At 69.9% G+C, this 18,069-nt stretch carries 19 protein-coding genes and 1 pseudogene; 9 read left to right on the top strand and 11 right to left on the bottom strand.

Going from position 1 to position 18,069, the window contains the following annotated elements; all coding sequences use genetic code 11:
* Positions 1 to 12: 12 nt before the first annotated feature.
* Positions 13 to 573, top strand: coding sequence for a phosphonate degradation HD-domain oxygenase (locus AC07PA_RS08585; protein ID WP_494609217.1), 561 nt, complete (start codon positions 13 to 15; stop codon positions 571 to 573).
* Positions 574 to 575: 2 nt separating this feature from the next.
* Here AC07PA_RS08585 and AC07PA_RS08580 read toward each other — a convergent pair whose 3' ends face one another.
* The 4 genes from AC07PA_RS08580 to AC07PA_RS08565 form a co-directional block, all read right to left on the bottom strand.
* Entirely contained in the window at positions 576 to 1,106 is a 531-nt protein-coding gene (locus AC07PA_RS08580) for a hypothetical protein (protein ID WP_494609219.1), read from the bottom strand.
* A gap of 138 nt (positions 1,107 to 1,244) precedes the next feature.
* A complete protein-coding gene (locus tag AC07PA_RS08575; protein WP_494609220.1) occupies positions 1,245 to 2,111 on the bottom strand; it encodes a VOC family protein in 867 nt (288 codons plus the stop codon).
* Between the two features lie 42 nt (positions 2,112 to 2,153).
* Positions 2,154 to 3,182, bottom strand: coding sequence for a Bug family tripartite tricarboxylate transporter substrate binding protein (locus AC07PA_RS08570; protein ID WP_007862037.1), 1,029 nt, complete (start codon positions 3,180 to 3,182; stop codon positions 2,154 to 2,156).
* Positions 3,183 to 3,293: 111 nt separating this feature from the next.
* On the bottom strand, positions 3,294 to 4,214 hold the full coding sequence (locus AC07PA_RS08565; RefSeq protein WP_007862035.1) for a LysR family transcriptional regulator: 921 nt from the start codon (positions 4,212 to 4,214) through the stop codon (positions 3,294 to 3,296).
* Between the two features lie 82 nt (positions 4,215 to 4,296).
* Between AC07PA_RS08565 and AC07PA_RS08560 the strand changes: the two genes are divergently transcribed.
* The 7 genes and pseudogenes from AC07PA_RS08560 (at position 4,297) to AC07PA_RS08530 (ending at position 10,828) form a co-directional block, all read left to right on the top strand.
* The gene (locus AC07PA_RS08560; RefSeq protein ID WP_494609222.1) at positions 4,297 to 6,441 is read left to right on the top strand and encodes a xanthine dehydrogenase family protein molybdopterin-binding subunit; all 2,145 of its coding nucleotides are present in this window, start codon (positions 4,297 to 4,299) and stop codon (positions 6,439 to 6,441) included.
* A 30-nt stretch (positions 6,442 to 6,471) separates the two neighbouring features.
* Positions 6,472 to 7,452 (top strand): dihydrodipicolinate synthase family protein, encoded by a 981-nt coding sequence (locus tag AC07PA_RS08555; RefSeq protein WP_007862032.1) that lies wholly within the window; start codon positions 6,472 to 6,474, stop codon positions 7,450 to 7,452.
* Between the two features lie 13 nt (positions 7,453 to 7,465).
* The gene (locus AC07PA_RS08550; protein ID WP_007862031.1) at positions 7,466 to 7,969 is read left to right on the top strand and encodes a (2Fe-2S)-binding protein; all 504 of its coding nucleotides are present in this window, start codon (positions 7,466 to 7,468) and stop codon (positions 7,967 to 7,969) included.
* Positions 7,966 to 8,775: pseudogene (locus AC07PA_RS08545) on the top strand (FAD binding domain-containing protein); the annotation flags it as partial. The gene AC07PA_RS08550 and the pseudogene AC07PA_RS08545, both read left to right, overlap by 4 nt.
* Positions 8,749 to 9,393, top strand: coding sequence for an SRPBCC family protein (locus AC07PA_RS08540; protein WP_494655370.1), 645 nt, complete (start codon positions 8,749 to 8,751; stop codon positions 9,391 to 9,393). The pseudogene AC07PA_RS08545 and the gene AC07PA_RS08540, both read left to right, overlap by 27 nt.
* A gap of 8 nt (positions 9,394 to 9,401) precedes the next feature.
* Positions 9,402 to 10,004, top strand: coding sequence for a 3-hydroxyanthranilate 3,4-dioxygenase (locus tag AC07PA_RS08535; RefSeq protein ID WP_494609224.1), 603 nt, complete (start codon positions 9,402 to 9,404; stop codon positions 10,002 to 10,004).
* Complete coding sequence (locus AC07PA_RS08530) at positions 10,001 to 10,828, top strand: aspartate dehydrogenase (protein ID WP_494609226.1); 828 nt, start codon at positions 10,001 to 10,003, stop codon at positions 10,826 to 10,828. The genes AC07PA_RS08535 and AC07PA_RS08530 overlap by 4 nt, the downstream gene beginning before the upstream one ends.
* A 4-nt stretch (positions 10,829 to 10,832) precedes the next feature.
* Here AC07PA_RS08530 and AC07PA_RS08525 read toward each other — a convergent pair whose 3' ends face one another.
* The gene (locus AC07PA_RS08525) at positions 10,833 to 11,318 is read right to left on the bottom strand and encodes an Lrp/AsnC family transcriptional regulator (RefSeq protein WP_494609227.1); all 486 of its coding nucleotides are present in this window, start codon (positions 11,316 to 11,318) and stop codon (positions 10,833 to 10,835) included.
* Positions 11,319 to 11,388: 70 nt separating this feature from the next.
* On the opposite strand from AC07PA_RS08525, the gene AC07PA_RS08520 reads away from it, so the two are divergent.
* On the top strand, positions 11,389 to 12,342 hold the full coding sequence (locus tag AC07PA_RS08520) for an EamA family transporter (RefSeq protein WP_494609228.1): 954 nt from the start codon (positions 11,389 to 11,391) through the stop codon (positions 12,340 to 12,342).
* A 6-nt stretch (positions 12,343 to 12,348) separates the two neighbouring features.
* On the opposite strand, the gene AC07PA_RS08515 is transcribed toward AC07PA_RS08520, so the two are convergent.
* From AC07PA_RS08515 to AC07PA_RS08490, 6 genes are all read right to left on the bottom strand, one after another.
* A complete protein-coding gene (locus AC07PA_RS08515) occupies positions 12,349 to 13,326 on the bottom strand; it encodes a molybdopterin-binding oxidoreductase (protein ID WP_494609229.1) in 978 nt (325 codons plus the stop codon).
* 106 nt (positions 13,327 to 13,432) lie between these two features.
* A complete protein-coding gene (locus AC07PA_RS08510) occupies positions 13,433 to 13,831 on the bottom strand; it encodes a RidA family protein (RefSeq protein ID WP_007854301.1) in 399 nt (132 codons plus the stop codon).
* Entirely contained in the window at positions 13,828 to 15,495 is a 1,668-nt protein-coding gene (locus AC07PA_RS08505; protein WP_007854303.1) for an AMP-binding protein, read from the bottom strand. The genes AC07PA_RS08510 and AC07PA_RS08505 overlap by 4 nt, the downstream gene beginning before the upstream one ends.
* A gap of 25 nt (positions 15,496 to 15,520) precedes the next feature.
* On the bottom strand, positions 15,521 to 16,720 hold the full coding sequence (locus AC07PA_RS08500) for an acyl-CoA dehydrogenase family protein (protein ID WP_494609230.1): 1,200 nt from the start codon (positions 16,718 to 16,720) through the stop codon (positions 15,521 to 15,523).
* A 4-nt stretch (positions 16,721 to 16,724) separates the two neighbouring features.
* Positions 16,725 to 17,579 (bottom strand): enoyl-CoA hydratase family protein, encoded by an 855-nt coding sequence (locus tag AC07PA_RS08495; protein WP_494609231.1) that lies wholly within the window; start codon positions 17,577 to 17,579, stop codon positions 16,725 to 16,727.
* A complete protein-coding gene (locus AC07PA_RS08490; protein WP_494609232.1) occupies positions 17,576 to 18,067 on the bottom strand; it encodes a MarR family winged helix-turn-helix transcriptional regulator in 492 nt (163 codons plus the stop codon). Before AC07PA_RS08490 ends, AC07PA_RS08495 begins: the two co-directional genes overlap by 4 nt.
* Positions 18,068 to 18,069: the final 2 nt, after the last annotated feature.

Raw genomic sequence — 18,069 nt, 5'->3', positions numbered from 1 at the left:
GATGGATACGCCATGGCACTGACCCCGCACGACATCGCCCTGCTGCTCACCGAGCGCGGGCAAAAGCAGTACGGCCGCGAGGCCGTGAGCCAGCTCGACCATGCGCTGCAGTGCGCGCACCTGGCCGAAGGGGCTGGCGAAACCCCGGCCACCGTGGTCGCAGCCCTGCTGCACGACCTGGGCCATCTGCTGGCTCCGGCGGCGGAGGTGCACGAGAGCCGTGCCCCGCGCCACGACGACCTGCACCAGTACATGGCCCTGCCGTTCCTGCACGGGGTGCTGCCCGATGCGGTGCTGGAGCCGATCCGCATGCACGTCGATGCCAAGCGCTACCTGTGCGCGGTGGATGCGGGCTACTGGGCCACACTGTCGCCCGCTTCGCAGCACAGCCTGGAGCTGCAAGGAGGGGCGTATGGTGCGGTGGAGGCGGACCGCTTTGCCAGCCAGCCCTTCGCGCACGAGGCCATCCGCCTGCGCCGCTACGACGACCTGGCGAAGGTGCCGGGCCGGGCGACGCCGCCCTTGCCCCACTACCTTGCCCTGATGGACGCCGTGCGCCAGGCCGCAGCCTGAGGCTAGCGCTCCACGCGCAGGGGCGCAGACAGCTCCAGCTGGCGCCCGGCCACCCGGTCCACAAGGCGCGCACGCACGGTGTAGTTCCCCAGGTCTTCATCGCCATGGAAGGCAAGGCTCGCACTGGCGGCACCCAGCATGAATTTCTGCCCCAGCGGCGCGGCAGACCACAGGCTGGCTGAGCCGGCGTCCTGGCTTTTTCCGTCCGGGCCGGTGACCGCGAAATCCACCCTCACGTCGCAGCGGCCTGCTGCGTCCGTCTGGCAGCCCCTGAAGAGGATCACGGTGCTGGCGCTCGTGCCCAGGCGCACCCGGTCTGTCACGGACAGCCGGGGCGGTGTGGGCGATGTCTCCCAGACGCGCCGCAGTTCCTGCTCGTCCGCCGTGAGGGCCAGCCGGGCCTGCAGGCCCCCAGCGCTGCGCGCCGCCAGGTCCCGGGGCATCCCATCGCCCGCCGCCTGTGCCGAGGCCAGGGTGACCGTGAGGGCTGCGATGGCCGAGACGGCCACAGAAGCAAGGGAAAGTGGGGGCATGGTGTGCGGCCTTGTGAAGCGTGAAGGCCACGACCATAGGCGCCTTGCCACCCCAAATCTACAGACCCGTGCCCCGGTATCGCCGCAGGCTACTGGAGGACCATCGGGGCGCTTCCCGGCCCCTGCAGAGAAGCACCCTCAGCGGAATTCCGGGATATCGGGAACGGAACCCCACATGCAGAACGACGTGGGGTGGAACGGGAACTGGCGCGGTGGCGCATCCGGGTCGGTGACCATGCGCACGCCGCTCGAGAACTCGTAGACCATGCCGTCCGGCCCCTCGAAGTAGAGGAACATGGCGCCGGAGGTCGGGTGCTTGCCCGGCCCGAACACCACGCGGATGCCGCGCGACTGCAGCAGATACCAGGCGCGCATCAGGTCGTCGATCGAGGCCACCTGGTGGTTGATGTGCTGCACGCCCGCATAGCCCGAGGGGAACAGCGCGATCTTGTGGTGCACCTCGTCGATGCGCAAGAGCGGCGCCGCACCGATGCGGTCGCTGACCTTGGCGCTGAGCACCGTGGTCCAGAAGCGCTCGTCGCGCGCCGGGTCGGTGCTGCGCAGGCCCACGTGCGAGAAGCCGGTGTTGCCCGTGTCGCGCGTCGGAAAAAAGCGCACCCCGCTGTGGAAGGGCGACACCGCCAGTTCGATGGCGTTGCCGCTCGGGTCGTTGAAGCCGATGAAGGCCTGCACGCGGCGTTGCTCGCATTCGTCGGCGCGCCCCTCGCTCACCGCATGGCCCAGGCGTTCGAGCTCGGCTGCGGCAGCCTGCAGTTCGGCCATGGACGCGAGCTCGAAGCCGGTGGTGTGGTCCGCCGGGTCGCCGTCGAAGTACACCAGCGTCTGCTCGCGCGCGTCGCTGCGAAAGCCCACGGCCCTGCCATGCCGCGGCGGCCCGTAGCGCTGCCCTTCGCGCAGGCCCAGGATGTCATTGGCGTAGCGGCAGGCGCCATCGAGGTCGCGCGTGCCCAGGCGCACGTAGCTGATGTCCTTGAGTGCAATCATCTTCGTTCTGTCTCCGTCGTTCTGGTGCGAGCCGGTGCCTTGCTAGTCGAGCTTGAGCTTGGCATCGGCGATCACGCGGCCCCACAGCTGGGTCTCCCGGCCAATGTACTCGCCGAACTCGTCGGGCTTCTGGTCGAAGCGGTTGTAGCCCAGCGTGCGGTAGCGGTCGGTGAGGTCCGGCGTGGCCAGGACCTCGGTGATGTCCGCCGCGATCTTCTCGCGCAGGGGCTTGGGCGTGTTGCGCGGGGCGAACAGGCCGAACCAGGCATTGGCCACGAAGGCCTTGGCCTGTGCCGAGCCGGCCATGCCGGGTACTCCCGGCGCGAACGGCGAGGGCTGCGCAGCCGCCACGCCCACGAAGCGGATGCGGCCCGACTTCTCCATGGGCCCGGCGCTGGCGATGCTGCCCAGCGCCCACTGCACCTCGCCGGTGGCCACGGCGGCAAACAGCTGCGGGATTTCCTTGTAGGGCACATGCGTCATGTGCGTGTTCGTGGCGGCCAGCAGGCGCAGCGCGCCCAGGTGGCCGGGGCTGCCCAGGCCCCAGGAGCCGTAGGTGACCCGGTCCGGCGCGGCCAGGGCGGCCTGCACGATGTCGTCGACCGATTTGAAGGGGCTGTCCTTGGCCACGGCGACGAAGAAGTCGGTCTGCAGCGTCGGGCGGATGGGCGCGAAGTCGCGCTGCGGGTCGTAGGGCAGGCGGCTGTACAGGTGCACGTTGGAGGTCAGCATGGTGCTGTCCAGGTGGATCAGCTCATGGCCGTCCGATGCGGCACTGCGCGTGGCATTGAAGGCCACGACACCGTTGCCGCCGGGCTTGTTGTCGACGATGACCGGCTGGCCCCAGCGGCGCGCGAGCTGCTCGGCCACCAGCCGCAGCGAGACATCGGGCCCGCTGCCGGTGGAGGCGGCGGTGGTGATCTTGATGGGCTTGGAAGGCCAGGTGTTCGCCATCGATGGCGTGGCGTGCAGCCAGGCGGCAGTGCCGCCGGCGCCCAGCACCAGGACCTGGCGGCGGGACAAGGGGGAGGAGGGGGCCTGGGTTGGGCTGGCGCCGCAAAGGGGTTTCATGGATCGGTTTCCTTGTGTGTGCGCCGGGACATGTGAGGGCGCCCTACTTTTGTACTGGTGCGCTGCCCCGCTGAACAGAGGCAACACCAGCAAAACCGATCGAAAAACCGCTTAAATCGCGCTCTGGTCTGCGTATTTTGTGAACAGCTTCAAGAATGCTTCAGCGGCCATTGAAAATGGCCGTGCGCGGGTGCACAGCGCGACGATTTCCCGCGTCACCACGGGGTCGGTCAGCGGCACCGAGACCACGCGCTGCCCGTCCACGCGCGACAGGCTGTAGGCCGGCAGCACCGAGACCCCGAGGCCCGCCGCGACCAGGCCGACGGCGGTCTGGATGTTGGCCACCTCGAACGCGGGCTTCAGGCGCAGCGTGAGCTGCCCCAGGGTCTGGTCGGCCAGCCGGCGCAGGCCCGTGTTCGAGGTCAGCAGGATCAGGCTCTGGTCCGTGAGGTCGCCCCAGCTCGCCTCGCGGCGCTCGGCCAGCGGGTGGTCGGGGCTGCAGGCCAGCACCAGCGTGTCCTTGTAGAGCACCTGGGAGACCAGGTCCGTCGAGGCCAGGTCGGCGGTGCAGATGCCGAAATCCGACTTGCCCTCGCGCACGTGGGCCACGACCTGGTCCACGGGGGCATCCACCAGGGTCACCGTGACGTTCGGGAACTGCTCGCGAAAGCGTGCGATGACCTCGGGTACCAGGCTGGCCGCCAGCAGCGGCGAGGTCACGACCGAGAGCCGCTCGCTCTTGCGGCGCTTGCTCTCCTGCAGCGTCTGCAGGCCCGAGTCGAGGGCAAAGAACACGTCGCGCACCGTGGGCAGGAACTGGCGGCCGGCCTCGGTCAGCTCGATGCGGCGCGTGGTGCGCTCGAACAGGCGCACGCCGAGTTCTTCCTCCAGCGTGCGCACCAGCATCGACAGCGCCGAGATCGTGAGGTGCATGCGCGCGGCCGCCCGCGTCATGGTGCCTTCGTGCGCGACGAGCCAGAACGCGCGCAGCTGGCGCAGGCTGAGGTTGGAGGGATTGTCCAGGAGGTCCATGGCGCGATTGTGTCGGCAAACTTCAAAGTCTTTCAAAATTATGCGATTGCCCGGCGAAGGGGGCATCGGTCTAATCCGCTCCATGCTGAAAACGGCCTTCACCCCCCTTCGCCGCGAAGATCCCGCCCTGCTCACGGGCCGTGGGCAGTACACCGGCGACGTGGTGGCCGAAGGCGTGCTGCATGCGGTGTTCGTGCGCTCTCCGCTGGCGCACGGCCGGCTGCGTTCGATTGCGACCGGGGCGGCCGAGCAGTCCGCCGGTGTCGTGGCGGTGCTCATTGCCGAGACCTTGCTGGCCCCGTCGGATGCGGACCGCGTGGTCCACATGCCCCCACCCAACCCGCTGCTGCCCGTGGCCAGCGTGCCGCGCATCGAGCCGCTGGCGCGCGGCGAGGTGGTCTATGTCGGCCAACCCGTGGCCCTGGTGCTCGCCCGTTCGCCGGCCCAGGCGCAGCAGGCTGCGTCGTGCGTGCAGCTCGACATCGAGCCGCTGGTGCCCGTGCCGGACTTCGATGGCACCCGTCCCGTGACCGAGGTAGAGCACCACTTCGAGGCAGCGGATGCCTCCACCCACGTGGTCGCCAGCGAAGCCAGCGCCGCGCTGGAGGTGCCGCGCGTGCTGGCCCTGTCGATGGAGCCGCGCGGGATGCTCGCACACTGGCATGGGCCAGTCGGTGCCGATGCTGCACCGGCCCGCCTCACGGTCCACCTGGGCACGCAGTCGCCGACCCGGGCGCAGGCGGATATCGCTGCCGCGCTGGGCTGGGACGAAGCGCGCGTGCGTGTCATCACCGGCAACGTGGGCGGTGCCTTTGGCGCCAAGTCCTCGCTCTGCCCCGAGGAGCTGGCCATCCCGCTGGCCGCACGCCGCGTGGGTGCCTCGGTGCGCTGGATCTCCTCGCGCTCGGACGAGTTCACCTCGGGCATGCACGGCCGGGGGGCGCGCATGTCGGGCCGCCTGTCCGTCACGGCGCAAGGGCGCTTTGCCGCATTGCAGGCCGAGCTGCAGTTCACCCTGGGCGCCTGGCTGCCGTTCTCGGCCGTCGTGCCGCTGCGCAACACGGCGCGCATCCTGCCCGGGCCCTACCGCGTGGCGCGGCTCGACGTGCAGGGGCGCGCCGGCCTGGCCCACACGGCCCCGGTCACCATCTACCGCGGTGCGGGCCGGCCCGAGGCCGCGCTGCTGATGGAAACCCTGGTCGAGCAGGCCGCGCGCGCCGCGGGCATCGACCCGGTGGAACTGCGCCGTCGCAACCTGGTGGAAGCCGCCGACATGCCCTACACCACGCCGACCGGCGAGGTCTTCGACAGTGGCGACTACCGGCGTGCGCTGGAGCTGGCCTGCGAGCGCTTCGGCTACGCGGAGCAGCGCGCGCTGCAGGCGCAGCGCCGCGCCGAGGGCGAGGTGGTGGGCATCGGCATGGCGCTCTATGTCGAGCCCTGCGGCGTGGGCTGGGAGTCGGCGCGCGTGGACTGGCATGAAGACGGCCGCGTGACCGTGGCCACGGGGTCCCCCGCGCAAGGCCAGGGCCACGGCACAACCTATGCGCGCATTGCCGGCGAGGCACTGGGCATGGCCGATGAGCTGGTCGAGGTCGTGTATGGCGACACCGCACTGTGCCCGCCCGGCGTGGGCGCGCTGGCCAGCCGCAGCACCGCCCTTGCGGGCAGCGCCATTGTGCAGGCCTGCCGCGACCTGGTGGCGCGGCGTGCGGCGGGCGAGGCGCTGCCGCTGACCTCGGCGGGTCGTTTCACGGGCGGCGAGGCCTGGAGCTACGGCTGCGTGATCGCGCGCATGGCGGTGGATCGCGACACCGGCCGCCCCACCATCGAGCAGATCACCTGGGCCGACGACGCCGGCCACATCGTCCACCCCGAGCTGGCCAAGGGCCAGCTGATCGGCGGCCTCGCCCAGGGCCTGGGCCAGGCCCTGCTGGAGCGCCTGGTCTACGACGGCGCGGGCCAGCTGGTGACCGGCTCGCTGATGGACTATGCCGCGCCGCGCGCTGACGACATGCCGGCCGCCATCGACATCCACAGTTTTTCCACGCCGAGCCCGCACAACCTGCTGGGCGCCAAGGGCGTGGGCGAAGCCGGCTGCATTGGCGTGCCGGCCGCGCTGATGAACGCGGCGCGCGATGCGCTGGCGCCGGTGGGCGAATGCGCGCTGCAGTTTCCCCTCACCTCCGAACAGTTCTGGCGCGCGATGAGCGGCCAGGGTCTCTGAACCCAACCCATGTCTTGAAAGGAAAACACCATGGATTACAAGAAGTCTGAAGCCAAGGAATACGCCCGCGAACACTTCGTCGGCGTCTGGGCTGCCAACCTCACGCCCTTCGACGGGGCCCTGCGCATCGACGAGAAGGCGCTGCGCCAGAACATGGACCACTGGATCCGCGACCTGAACCTGGGCGGCCTGTTCATCGCGGGCAAGCAGGCCGAGTTCTTCGCCATGTCGATCGAGGAGCGCAAGCGCCTGATCACCCTGTCGGTCGAGGCCGCGCAGGCTGCGGGCAACCGCGGCGGCATCGGCCGCTGCGGCATCATCACCTCGTGCTCGGACACCAACCTCGACGTGGTGCTCGACCTGGCGCGCCATTCGGCCCAGGTCGGTGCCGACTACGTGATCGTGCACAGCCCGGTGCTGCACTTCGGCGCCGACACGGAAGAGACGATCTACGAGTACTACCGCTACCTTTCGGAGCAGCTTGACATCGGCATCGCCATGTGGAACCACCCCGACTGCGGCTATACCATGAGCCCTGAGCTGTGCAACCGCATCGCCGACCTGCCCAACATCGTGGCCATCAAGTACAGCGCCGACCGCGCGCGCTACAAGCGCCTGACCGAACTGGCCGGCCACAAGATCCAGGTGAGCAACCCCTCCGAGGAAGACTGGCTGGAAAACATCATCGAGCTCAACTGGAAGCTCTACCTGTGCTCCACGCCGCCCTTCCTGCTGCAGACCAAGGTGGACCAGCGCATGAACGAGTACACCCGCCTGGCCTTTGCCGGCCAGCACGCCGAAGCGCGCAAGGTGCGCGACAGCCTGGAACCGGTGCGCGCCGCATTCCGCGCCAGCAAGCCCGCCGGCAAGCCGCAGGCGCATGGCAAGGCCTGGCAGGAACTGCTGGGCCAGCACGGCGGCCCCGTGCGCCGGCCGCTGCTGAACATGACCGAGGCCGAGCTGGCTGCCACGCGCGAAGCCTTTGCAGGCTGCGGCCTGCGCCTGGCCTGAGGCGCGCACCCGCATGAGCCAGAGGATGCCGATCCAGTTGCAGGTCAACGGCCAGGTCTGCAGCGTGCAGGTGGAAGCCAACACATTGCTGGTGGATTGCCTGCGTGGCCCGCTGGCCCTGCGCGGCACGCACCAGGGCTGCGACACGGCCCAGTGCGGTGCCTGCACGGTGCAGGTGGACGGCCGGGCCGTGAAGTCGTGCAATGTGCTGGCCCTGCAGGTGCAGGGCCGGGCCGTGCGCACGGTCGAAGGGCTGGCCCCGGCACCCGATCGGCTGCACCCCATGCAGCAGGCCTTCAGCCGGCACCATGCGCTGCAGTGCGGCTTCTGCACGCCGGGCTTCCTGATGCGCGCGGTGGCTCTGGCTGATGAGCCCGAGGCCGCCGAGGAGTCCATCGACCCGCACTGGGTGCGCCATGCCCTGGGCGGCAACCTGTGCCGCTGCACGGGTTACGAGGGCATCGTGAACGCGGTCTGCGAGGGACTGGTCGCCATGCGCGGAACGGAGCCGGCATGAACGCATTGGACTTCCATCGACCTGCTTCGCTGGCCGAGGCGCTTGCGCTGATGCCCGCGTCTGCGCAAGGCAGCCAGGCCTGGCTGGCTGGCGGCCAGTCGCTGCTGGCCGCGATGAAGCTGGGCATGGCCACGCCAGCGGTGCTGATCGACCTGCAGGACGTGCCGGGCCTGCGCGACATCCGCGTGGAGACCGGGCCGCAGGGTGCGCCAGCGCTCTGGATCGGCGCCATGGCCACGCATGCCAGCGTGGCAGCCAGTGCCACCGTGCGGGGCTTCGCCCCGGGCCTGGCGGCCCTGGCCGGCGGCATCGCCGATGCGCAGGTGCGTGCCATGGGCACCATCGGCGGCTCGCTGGCGCACAACGACCCCGCGGCCTGCTGGCCCACCGGGGTGATGGCGGCGGGTGCCACCATCGTCACCGCGCGGCGCGAGATTGCGGCAGACGATTACTTCCAGGGCCTGTACAGCACGGCGCTGGAACCGGGCGAGCTGATCGTCGGCGTGCGCTTCCCCCGGCTGCAGGGCCTGCATTACCTCAAGTTCGAGCAGCCTGCCTCGCGCTTTGCGCTGGTGGGCGTGGCTGTGGCGCATACCGCGCCGGGCCAGGTGCGCGTGGCCGTGACCGGGCTGGGCATGGGCATCGCGCGCTGGCCTGGGGCCGAACAGGCGCTTGGCGGCCAGTTCGGCCTGGCGGCCTTGTCTGCTATCCCCTCCGATGACCTCACGGCGCTGGGCGACCTGCATGCCTCGGCCGGTTATCGCTGCCATCTGGCCGGGGTGCTGGCCCGGCGCTGCGTGGCCGCCCTCACGGGCGAGGCACTGCCGCGCCATGCGCCGCTGGCGCCATCGGCGGTTCGGCAGGCGCCTGCCACGCCAGACCCCGAAGCCGTGCCCAAGGACGGCTTCGGCGGCCGCCAGGCGTTGGCGGCGCCGCCGGCCCAGGTCTGGCAGGCCATCCTCGATGCACAGAACCTGCAGGCCAGCATCCCCGGCTGCGAAGCGCTGGTGCAGCGCAGCGCCACCGACTACGAGGCCACGGTCAAGGTCGGCCTGGGCCCGTTGTCGGTGCGTTTCAAGAGCGAGGTCACACTGCGCGACCTGCAGCCGCCGCGCGCGCTGACCATGGTCTTCGTGGGCCAGGCCGGCGCCCTGGGCAGCGGCCAGGGCACGGCGCGTGTGCGCTTCGAGCCCACCGGCGACGGCGGCACGGTGCTGCACTGGTGGGTGCAGGTGCAACTCAGCGGGCGCCTGGCGCAGTTCGGCAACCGGCTGGTCGAGGCCAGCTCGCGCAAGCTCAGCGAAGAGTTCTTCGAGCGCTTCGCCCGGGTGCTGGGCGTGCCTGCCGGTCACCTGCCTCCTCCTTCCCCGTGGCACAGGCTGCAGCGCCTGCTGGCGCGGTGGTTTTCCCTGTCTCGAAAGTGAGTGTTCCCATGCCCTACCAACCGGCCGATCTGGCCTACGATCACTACAGCAAGCCCCTGAACTTCCAGCAGTGGCTCGATGCCCACAGCGCGCGCCTGCAGCCGCCCGTGGGCAACCAGCAGATCTGGAAAAACGCCGACCTGGTCTGCACCGTGGTGGGCGGCCCCAACGAGCGCACCGACTTCCACGACGACCCCTACGAGGAGTACTTCCACCAGTTCAAGGGCAATGCCTCGCTGCTGATCGCCGACCGCGGCAAGTTCGAGCGCGTGCACCTGCGCGAGGGCGACATCTTCCTGTTGCCCGCGCACGTGCGCCACTCGCCCCAGCGGCCCGAGTCGGGCAGCCTGTGCACGGTGGTGGAGCGCAACCGGCCGGTGGGCTCGATCGACGCCTTCGAGTGGTACTGCGCCGCCTGCGGCGGCCTGGTGGTGCGCAGCGAGCTGCAGCTCACGAGCATCGTCGAGGATCTGCCGCGCACCTACACCGCGTTCTACGATTCGGCACCGGCCGAACGCACCTGCGCGCACTGCGGCGAGGTGCACCCGGGCCGCGACTGGCGCAGCTGGCATGCGCGCTGTGGGGCACATTTCCCCGGTACGGCCGCATGACAGGGCACCGTTCACCGCTGCGGCTTGCCGTGGTCGGCTTTGGTGCCATCGGCCAGGCCCTGGCGCAGGAACTGGCGGGCGATGACCGTGTGCACCTGGCGCAGGTCATCGTGTCCCCGGCTTCCCTCGCGGCCGCCCAGGCGGCTTGCGCGGCGCTCGCGCCGCAGGTGCGCGTGGCCAGCACGCTGGATCTCGGGCCGGTGCAGCGCCCCGATCTCGTCGTCGAATGCGCGGGCCATGCGGCGGTGCTGGCCCATGTGGTGCCCGCACTGCAGGCCGGCATCCCCTGCGCCATGGCCTCGGTGGGCGCCCTGCACGATGCGGACCTGCTGACGCGGCTGAAGGCTGCCGCGCACGAGGGCGGAACCCGGCTGCAGCTGGTGTCCGGTGCCATCGGCGCCATCGACGCATTGGCAGCGGCGCGCTTCGGCGGGCTCGACGAGGTGACCTACGTGGGGCGCAAGCCGCCGCTGAGCTGGGCGGGCACGCCGGCCGAGCAGGCCTTCGACCTGGCCCGCCTGGTGGCACCGCAGGTCATCTTTCGCGGCAGCGCGCGCGAAGCGGCACGGCAGTTCCCGAAGAATGCCAACGTAGCGGCCACGGTGTCGTTGGCGGGTCTGGGGCTGGATCGCACCCAGGTGGAGCTGGTGGCCGACCCGGGCGTCACCCGCAACGTGCACGCCGTCATCGCGCGCGGCGCCTTCGGTCGGCTGGAACTGCAGATGGAGAACCTGCCGTTGGCTGCCAACCCCAAGACCTCGGCCCTCACGGTCTACAGCCTTGTGCGCGCTGTGCATAACGCCGCGGTGGGCATCGCCATCTGAAGAGTCAGCCTGCCTTGTCGTTCATCCAGTTCAAGTCCAGCGGCCGGTCCTCGAACTCGGTGTTGAGCACCACGGTGCTGGTGGTGCGGGCCACGCCGGCAATCGCCTTGATCTCGTAGATCACATCCTCCAGCGCGCGCGCATGCGTGGTGCGGATCTTGGCCAGGAAGTCGTACTCGCCGGCCACGCTGTGCAATTCCTCCACCTGGGGCATGGCGCGCAGGCGTGGCGCCACGTCGCGGCAGTGGATGCCGCCATTGTTGCGGATGGCGACGAAGGCCGTGAAGTTCAGCCCCACGCGCTCGTGGTCCACGCTGATCGAGAAGCGGCGGATCACGCCCTTGTCCAGCATCTTCTTCACCCGCTCATGCACAGCCGCCGTCGACAGGCCCACTTCGGCCCCGACGTCGGCGTATGAACGTCGGCCATCGGTGCCCAAGGCAGAAATAATTCTGGCGTCTATCTCATCTGTCTGAATATTTGCTTGCATAAGCGCATGAATTTGGTAAAAATTCCGAAATCCCTGTGATTTCCATAAATTTTCCGGTCAGGTGAAGAATATGCCGACATTTTTCAATGCGCAAGCAGGTAACCGCCGTGTGTGGGCTATCGCCATCGCCTTGCTGCTGGTGTACATCGTCTGGGGCACCACCTATTTCGCCATCGGCATCGCGGTGCAGACCATGCCGCCGCTGCTGATGAATGCCATCCGTTTCCTTTGTGCCGGGGCCATCATGCTGGCGGTGGCGCTGTGGCAGGGCCATGCCCTGCCCACGGCCGTGCAGTGGCGCAACTCGGCCGTGGTCGGCGGCTGCATGGTGTTCCTGGCGATGAACCTCATGGGCTTTGCGCAGAAGATGGGCATCGGCTCGGGCCTCATGGCCACGGTGGTCACTACCATGCCGATGTGGCTGGCCCTGTGGTCGCGCTGGGGCGGCGAGCGCGTGCCCGCCACCAGCTGGATCGGGCTGGCCCTGGGCGTGATTGGGGCGCTGCTGCTGGCGATGGAGGGCGACTTCTCGGTCACCTGGCTGGGCGCGCTGCTGGCCTTTGGCGCGCCGCTGTGCTGGAGCATCGGCTCCTACGCATCGCGCCGCCTGTCCCTGCCCGCACCGGCCATGGCCTCGGCCGCGCAGTGGTTCACGGGCGGGGCCATGGGCCTGGTGGTGGCGCTGTGCTTCGAGCCCGTGAGCGCGCTGGGCCAAGTCAGCGCCAAGTCCTGGGCGGCCTGGGTGTACCTGCTGTTCTTCGGCACGCTGGTGGCGCTCAACGCCTACCTGTGGCTGCTGCAGAACACCTCGGCTGCGCTGGCCGGCAGCTACTCCTTCGTGAACCCCGCCGTCGCCCTGCTGGTGGGCGTGGCGCTGGGCGGCGAGCTGCTCACGGGCTGGGTGTATGCCGCGCTGCCGCTGATCGGTGCGGCGCTGGTGTTCATCCTCTACGGCAAGGCCATCCAGGCGCGCTGGGCGCGCCGTGGGGCCTCAGTACCCTCAGGCGGCGCGCCTGTCCGCTGATGGGCTTCAAGGCGCTGCGGTGATGACCTCGATGTGGCTGAGGTTCGAGACCGAGCGGCTCTGCTTGACCTCGCCGGGCACGATCAGCCGCGCCATCCCGTTGGCGCCCAGGCCTTCTCCATTGGCGGCATAGGCGACCAGGGCGCCCTTGGCGCCAAATCCGGGGTCGATCTCGCCCAGTGACACCAGGGCCTTGTAGCCATCGCTGCCGGTGGCCACGGCCACCATGGCCAGCGTGGGGTTCTTGGCCGTGGCGTCGGTCTTCAGGCCGGTGCTGCCGTTCAGCAGCGTCCACAGGTTCACGCCGGTATAGGTGGTGCCCGCCACCGTGACCGTGCTGGCCGGCAGGGCCTGCAATGCGGCCAGGTCGAAACTCATTGGCTTGGTCACTGCGCCGGACACCGCCAAACTGCCGGACACGCCGCCACCCGCGGCCACTGCCGTGGAGCCCGAGGGCCGCACCTCCAGCCGCACGAGGTTGGAGACATAGCGCCCGCCCTTGACGTCACCGGGCGCCGTCACGCGGAAGGGGCCATCGGCGCTGGTCAGCGGGCCCGAGGTGCCGCTTTGCGTTTCGGCATAGGCCACCAGGCTGGCCTTGTTGCCGAATTCGGGGTTGATCTCGCCCATGCCGAAGGCCACGCGGTAGCCGTCACTGCCCGTGGCCAGCACATAGCGGTTCAGGCCATCGTTCTTACGGCTGGCGTCGAGGGTGATGCCTGCACCGCTCAGCACCGACCACAGCGTGGCGCCCGTGTAGGTGCGCGACTGCGCTCCGCTGCCGCTCGTGAACGTGACCGACTGCGTGACGGCCGTCTGGCGTTGCAGTGCGGCGGTGTCGTAGTTGCCGGCCCTGTCCACCGCCCCCTGGACGCGGATGGACGGCCCCTCGTCGCTGCCGCCGCAGGCCGCCAGGGCCAGCAGCAGGGTGGTGGCCAGGCCGACGGCCAGGAGTCGATGGGGACGTGGTGTCGTGGATTGCATGCGTTCTCCTCCATGTTGGTTCGCTATTCCATTTTGTCATAGCGAATTCATGGAGAGTGTGCATGCCGACTCTGCCGCGGCACGGCGTTGGGAAATGGCCGCGGGTTCAGGCGTCCGGGATGACGGCGGTCGCTTCGATCTCGATCTTGGCGCGCTCTTCCATCAGGCCGGCCACCTGCACGCAGGCCATGGCCGGGAAGTGCTTGCCCAGCACCTCGCGGTAGACCACGCCCAGTTCCTTCAAGCGGGCGTTGTACTCGTTGCGGTCGACCACGTACCAGGTCAGGCGCACCAGGTGCTCGGGGCCGGCGCCGCCGGCTTCGAGCACGGCGCGCACGTTGAGCAGGGTCTGGCGCGTCTGGGCGATGAAGTCATCGCTCTCGAACTGCTGCGCTGCATTCCAGCCGATCTGGCCGCCGGTGAAGATCATCGTGCCGCGCGCGGCCACGCCGTTGGCGTAGCCTTTGGGGGTGACCCAGCCAGGGGGTTGCAAGTGGGTGTTCATGGTGTCTTGGTGGTCGGGTTGGCAGCGGCGGACGCTGCTGCGGCTTCGCGCTGGCGCAGCCGAAAGCGCTGGAGTTTGCCAGTCTCGGTGCGCGGCAGCGAGGTGGCGAATTCCACCAGGCGCGGGTACTTGAACGGCGCGATGGTGGCCTTCACGTGGTCCTGCAGGGCCTTGGCCATGGCGGCGTCGCCCGTGTGGCCGGGCTTGAGCACGCAGAAGGCCTTGACCACCATGCCGCGCTCCTCGTCGGGCACGCCGATCACGGCGCACTCGGCCACAGCCGGGTGGCGCAGCAGGGCGTCCTCGACCTCGGGGCCGCCGACGTTGTAGCCCGCGGTGATGATCATGTCGTCATCGCGCGCCTGGTAGAAGAAGTAGCCGTCCGCGTCCTGCACGAAGGCGTCGCCCGGGTAGTTCCAGCCGTCCTTCACGTACTTGGCCTGGCGCGGGTCGTCGAGGTAGCGGCAGCCCGTGGGGCCGACCACGGCGAGCTTGCCCACCGTGCCGCGCGGCAGTTCCTGGCCCTGGCCGTCCACCACCTTGGCCTCGTAGCCCGGCACCACCTTGCCGATGGCGCCGGCTCGGCTCTCGCCGCCCGCGGCCGAGATGAAGATGTGGAACATTTCGGTGGCGCCGATGCCGTCGGTCATGTCGATGCCCGTGGCCTCCTTCCACAGCTGGCGCGTGGCGTCGGGCAGGGCCTCGCCCGCGCTCACGCTAGTGCGCAGCGTGGGCAGGCCCAGCTGGCGTGCAAAGGGCGCCATCTGGCGGTAGAAGGTGGGCGCGGTGTAGCAGATGGTCACGCCGGCCTCGCGCATCAGGCGCACCATGGTCTCGGGCGTGTAGGGCTGGTCGGGGAAGTAGACGCTGGCCCCGGCCCACATCGGGAACACCAGCAGCCCGCCCAGGCCGAAGGTGAAGGCCAGCGGCGGCGAGCCCGCCACGATGTCCTCGGGCCGGGCGCGCAGCACATGGCGCGGCCAGGCCTCGCAGGCGGCCAGCACGTCGCGGTGCGTGTGCACGGCGGCCTTGGGTGCGCCCGTGGTGCCCGAGGTGAAGGCCATCAGCGCCACGTCGTCGGCCGCGGTCGGGCAGGCCGGCTGGTTACCCGGCAGGGCCTGCGCGCGCGTCAGCAGGTCGCCTGCATCGGGCGCGGTGTGGAAGGGGACGATGGCCGCGAGCGCCGGGTGATCCGCCTGCGCCGCCTGCAGCTCGGCCAGCAGCCGGCCATCGCACAGCGCCAGCGTGGGCTGGGACCGCTCGATGATGCTGCCCAGTTCCACCGCACGCAGCAGCGGCATGGTGGCCACCGCGACGAGGCCGGCATGCACCACGCCCAGCCAGGCCAGCGCCATCTCCACCGTGTTGCCGCCGCGCAGCAGCACGCGGTTGCCGGGCACCAGGCCATGCTCTTTCGTGAGCAGCTCGGCAATGCGCGCGGCCTCGGTGCGTGCCTCGCGGTAGGTGTAGCTGCGCTGCGGGCCACGCAGCAGGGGCCGGTCGCCGTGGCCGGCGCGTTCGGCCTGGTCGAACAGGGCCTGCACCAGGTTGGCCTGGTCGGGGATCTGCAGCTCCGGTGCGCCGTAGCGCAGCGTGGGCAGGGCCTGCGCTGGCGGCAGGCGGTCGTGCACGAAATGGTCGGGCTGGGCGCTGGGGTGGGCCATGGGAATGCTCCTCTTCGATGGAGGTTCAGGACGCCTGCAGGGCGGCCTTGCCGATGATGAGCTGCTGCACTTCGGTCGCGCCCTCGTAGATGCGCAGCGAGCGGATGTCGCGGTACAGGCTCTCCACCTTGCTGCCCACTTCCACGCCGCGCCCGCCGTGCAGCTGCAGCGCCATGTCGATCACGCGCTGGGCGTTCTCGGTGGCGCTCATCTTGGCCATGGCCGCCTCTGCGGTGACCCGCGTACCGCCGCGCTTTTCGCCTTCGTCGCGCAGCCAGGCGGCGCGGTAGGTGAGCAGCGCCGCGCTGTCCACCAGCGCCGCCATCTCGCCGATGCGCGCCTGCGTGAGCTGGAAGTCCGCCAGCGTCTGGCCGAACATGTGGCGCTGGCGCGCATGGTGCACGGCCTCGGCCAGCGCGCGCCGGGCCATGCCCAGGGCGGCGGCGGCCACCGAGGCGCGGAAGATGTCGAGGGTGCGCATGGCCAGCTTGAAGCCGCCGTTCAACTCGCCCAGCAGGGCCGTGGCCGGCACCTGGCAATCCGTGAAGGCCAGCGTGGCCAGCGGGTGCGGCGCCATCACGTGGATGTGCTGCGACGTGTCCAGGCCCTTGGCCGTGGCGTCGACGATGAAGGCGCTGATGCCGCGTGTGCCGCCGTCCGGATCGGTCTTGGCAAACACGCAGTAAAAGTCGGCGATGCCGCCGTTGCTGATCCAGGTCTTGCTACCGTTGAGGGCATAGGCGCCGCCCGCGGCAGGCAGTGCCGTGGTGCGCATGGCGCCCACGTCCGAGCCGGCCTCGGGCTCACTCAGCGCGAAGGCCGCGATCAGCTGACCGCTGGCCACGCCCTGCAGGTAGTGTGCCTGCTGGGCGGCGCTGCCGGCCAGGGTGATGGCGCCGCTGCCCAGGCCCTGCATGGCAAAGGCGAAGTCGGCCAGCGGCGAGTGGTAGGCCAAGGTCTCGCGCAGCAGCACCAGCGCGCGCGAATCCAGCGCGGGCAGGGCGCCGCCGTGCGCGGCGGGCACGCAGTAGCGCAGCCAGCCGCCAGCGCCCAGGCGCTGTACCCAGTCGCGGCAGGCGGCGCGGTCGTCGGTTTCGTCCACGTCCTGGGCGGCAACCCAGGGCACCAGGCCGCGCGCCAGCTCGCGGTGCGCGTCGTCGAAGAAGGGCAGGTCCAGGTGCGCCGTGGAGGGGGGGCAGGGCGCCGGTGGGGTGGCGATGTGCATGGCGTCAGTCCCCCTGGAACACGGGTTTCTGCTTGGCCGCGAAGGCCTCGTAGGCGCGGCGGAAGTCCTGCGTCTGCATGCAGATGGCCTGGGCCTGGGCCTCGGCCTCGATGGCCTGGTCGATGGTCATGGCCCACTCCTGGCTGAGCATGGTCTTGGTCATGCCGTGGGCGAAGGTGGGGCCGCTGGCCAGTGCGCGCGCGGTTTCCTGCACCTGGGCCAGCAGGTCGGCCGGTTCGTACAGGTCGTTGAAGAAGCCCCAGGCCAGGCCTTCCTGCGCCGTCATGGAGCGGCCCGTGAACAACAGCTCCGAGGCGCGGCCCTGGCCGATCAGGCGCGGCAGCAGTGCGCAGGCGCCCATGTCCGCCCCGGCCAGGCCCACGCGGGTGAACAGGAAGGCCGTCTTGGCCGCTGCCGTGCCGTAGCGCATGTCGCAGGCCAGCGCCATCATGGCGCCCGCACCAGCGCAGATGCCGTCGATGGCGCCCAGGATGGGCTGCGGGCAGGCGCGCATGGCCTTGACCAGGTCGCCCGTCATGCGCGTGAATTCGAGCAGCTCGGGCATGGTCATGCCGGTCAGCGGGCCGATGATCTCGTGCACGTCGCCGCCCGAGCAGAAATTGCCGCCCGCGCCCGTGACCACCACACACTTCACGTCGGTGGCAAAGCGCAGCGCGTAGAAGAAGTCGCGCAGCTCCGCATAGCTCTGGAAGGTCAGCGGGTTCTTGCGCTCGGGCCGGTTCAGCGTGACGGTGCCCACGCCATCGGCGAAGCTCCAGGCGAAGTGCTGCGCCGTGTACGGGGCCTTGGGTTCGAACTGTGCGCGCATGGGGTTGCCGGCGCCGATGTTGTGCTTCATTGTTCTGTCTCCACGGGGTTTTTGAGGGTGTGTTCCTTGACCTTGCCCAGCAGCCGGTGCAAGGTGGCGATGTCGCGCTCGCCCAGCGAAGCGAAGGCCTCGACGATCCACTGCTCGTGCTGGCGCGCCATCTCGTTGAACTGGGCGCGGCCCTGGGGGGTCAGGCGCACGCAGTAGGCGCGGCGGTCGCCCTCGACCTCCACGCGCTCCACCAGGCCTTCGGCCACGAGCTGGTCGGTGATGCCGGTGACGTTGCCGCTCGTGACCATCATGCGGCGCGACAGGTCCTTCATCTTCAGTCCGTCGGGCGAGCGCTCGAGCTGCGCCATGAGGTCGAAGCGTGGCAGCGTGGTGTCGAAGCGCTCGCGCAGGCCGGCGCGCACCTGCTTTTCGATCAGCTGGGTGCAGGTCAGCATGCGCAGCCACAGGCGCAGGGCTTCGGGGTGCTCGCTCGGCGCGGCGCCGTGCAGTCGGGCTTCGAGGTCCATGG

This window comes from Acidovorax sp. GW821-FHT09B03, from assembly GCF_059418305.1.
The sequence above is the reverse complement of the archived record's forward strand: the minus strand, read 5'-3'. Positions and strand labels throughout refer to the sequence as shown.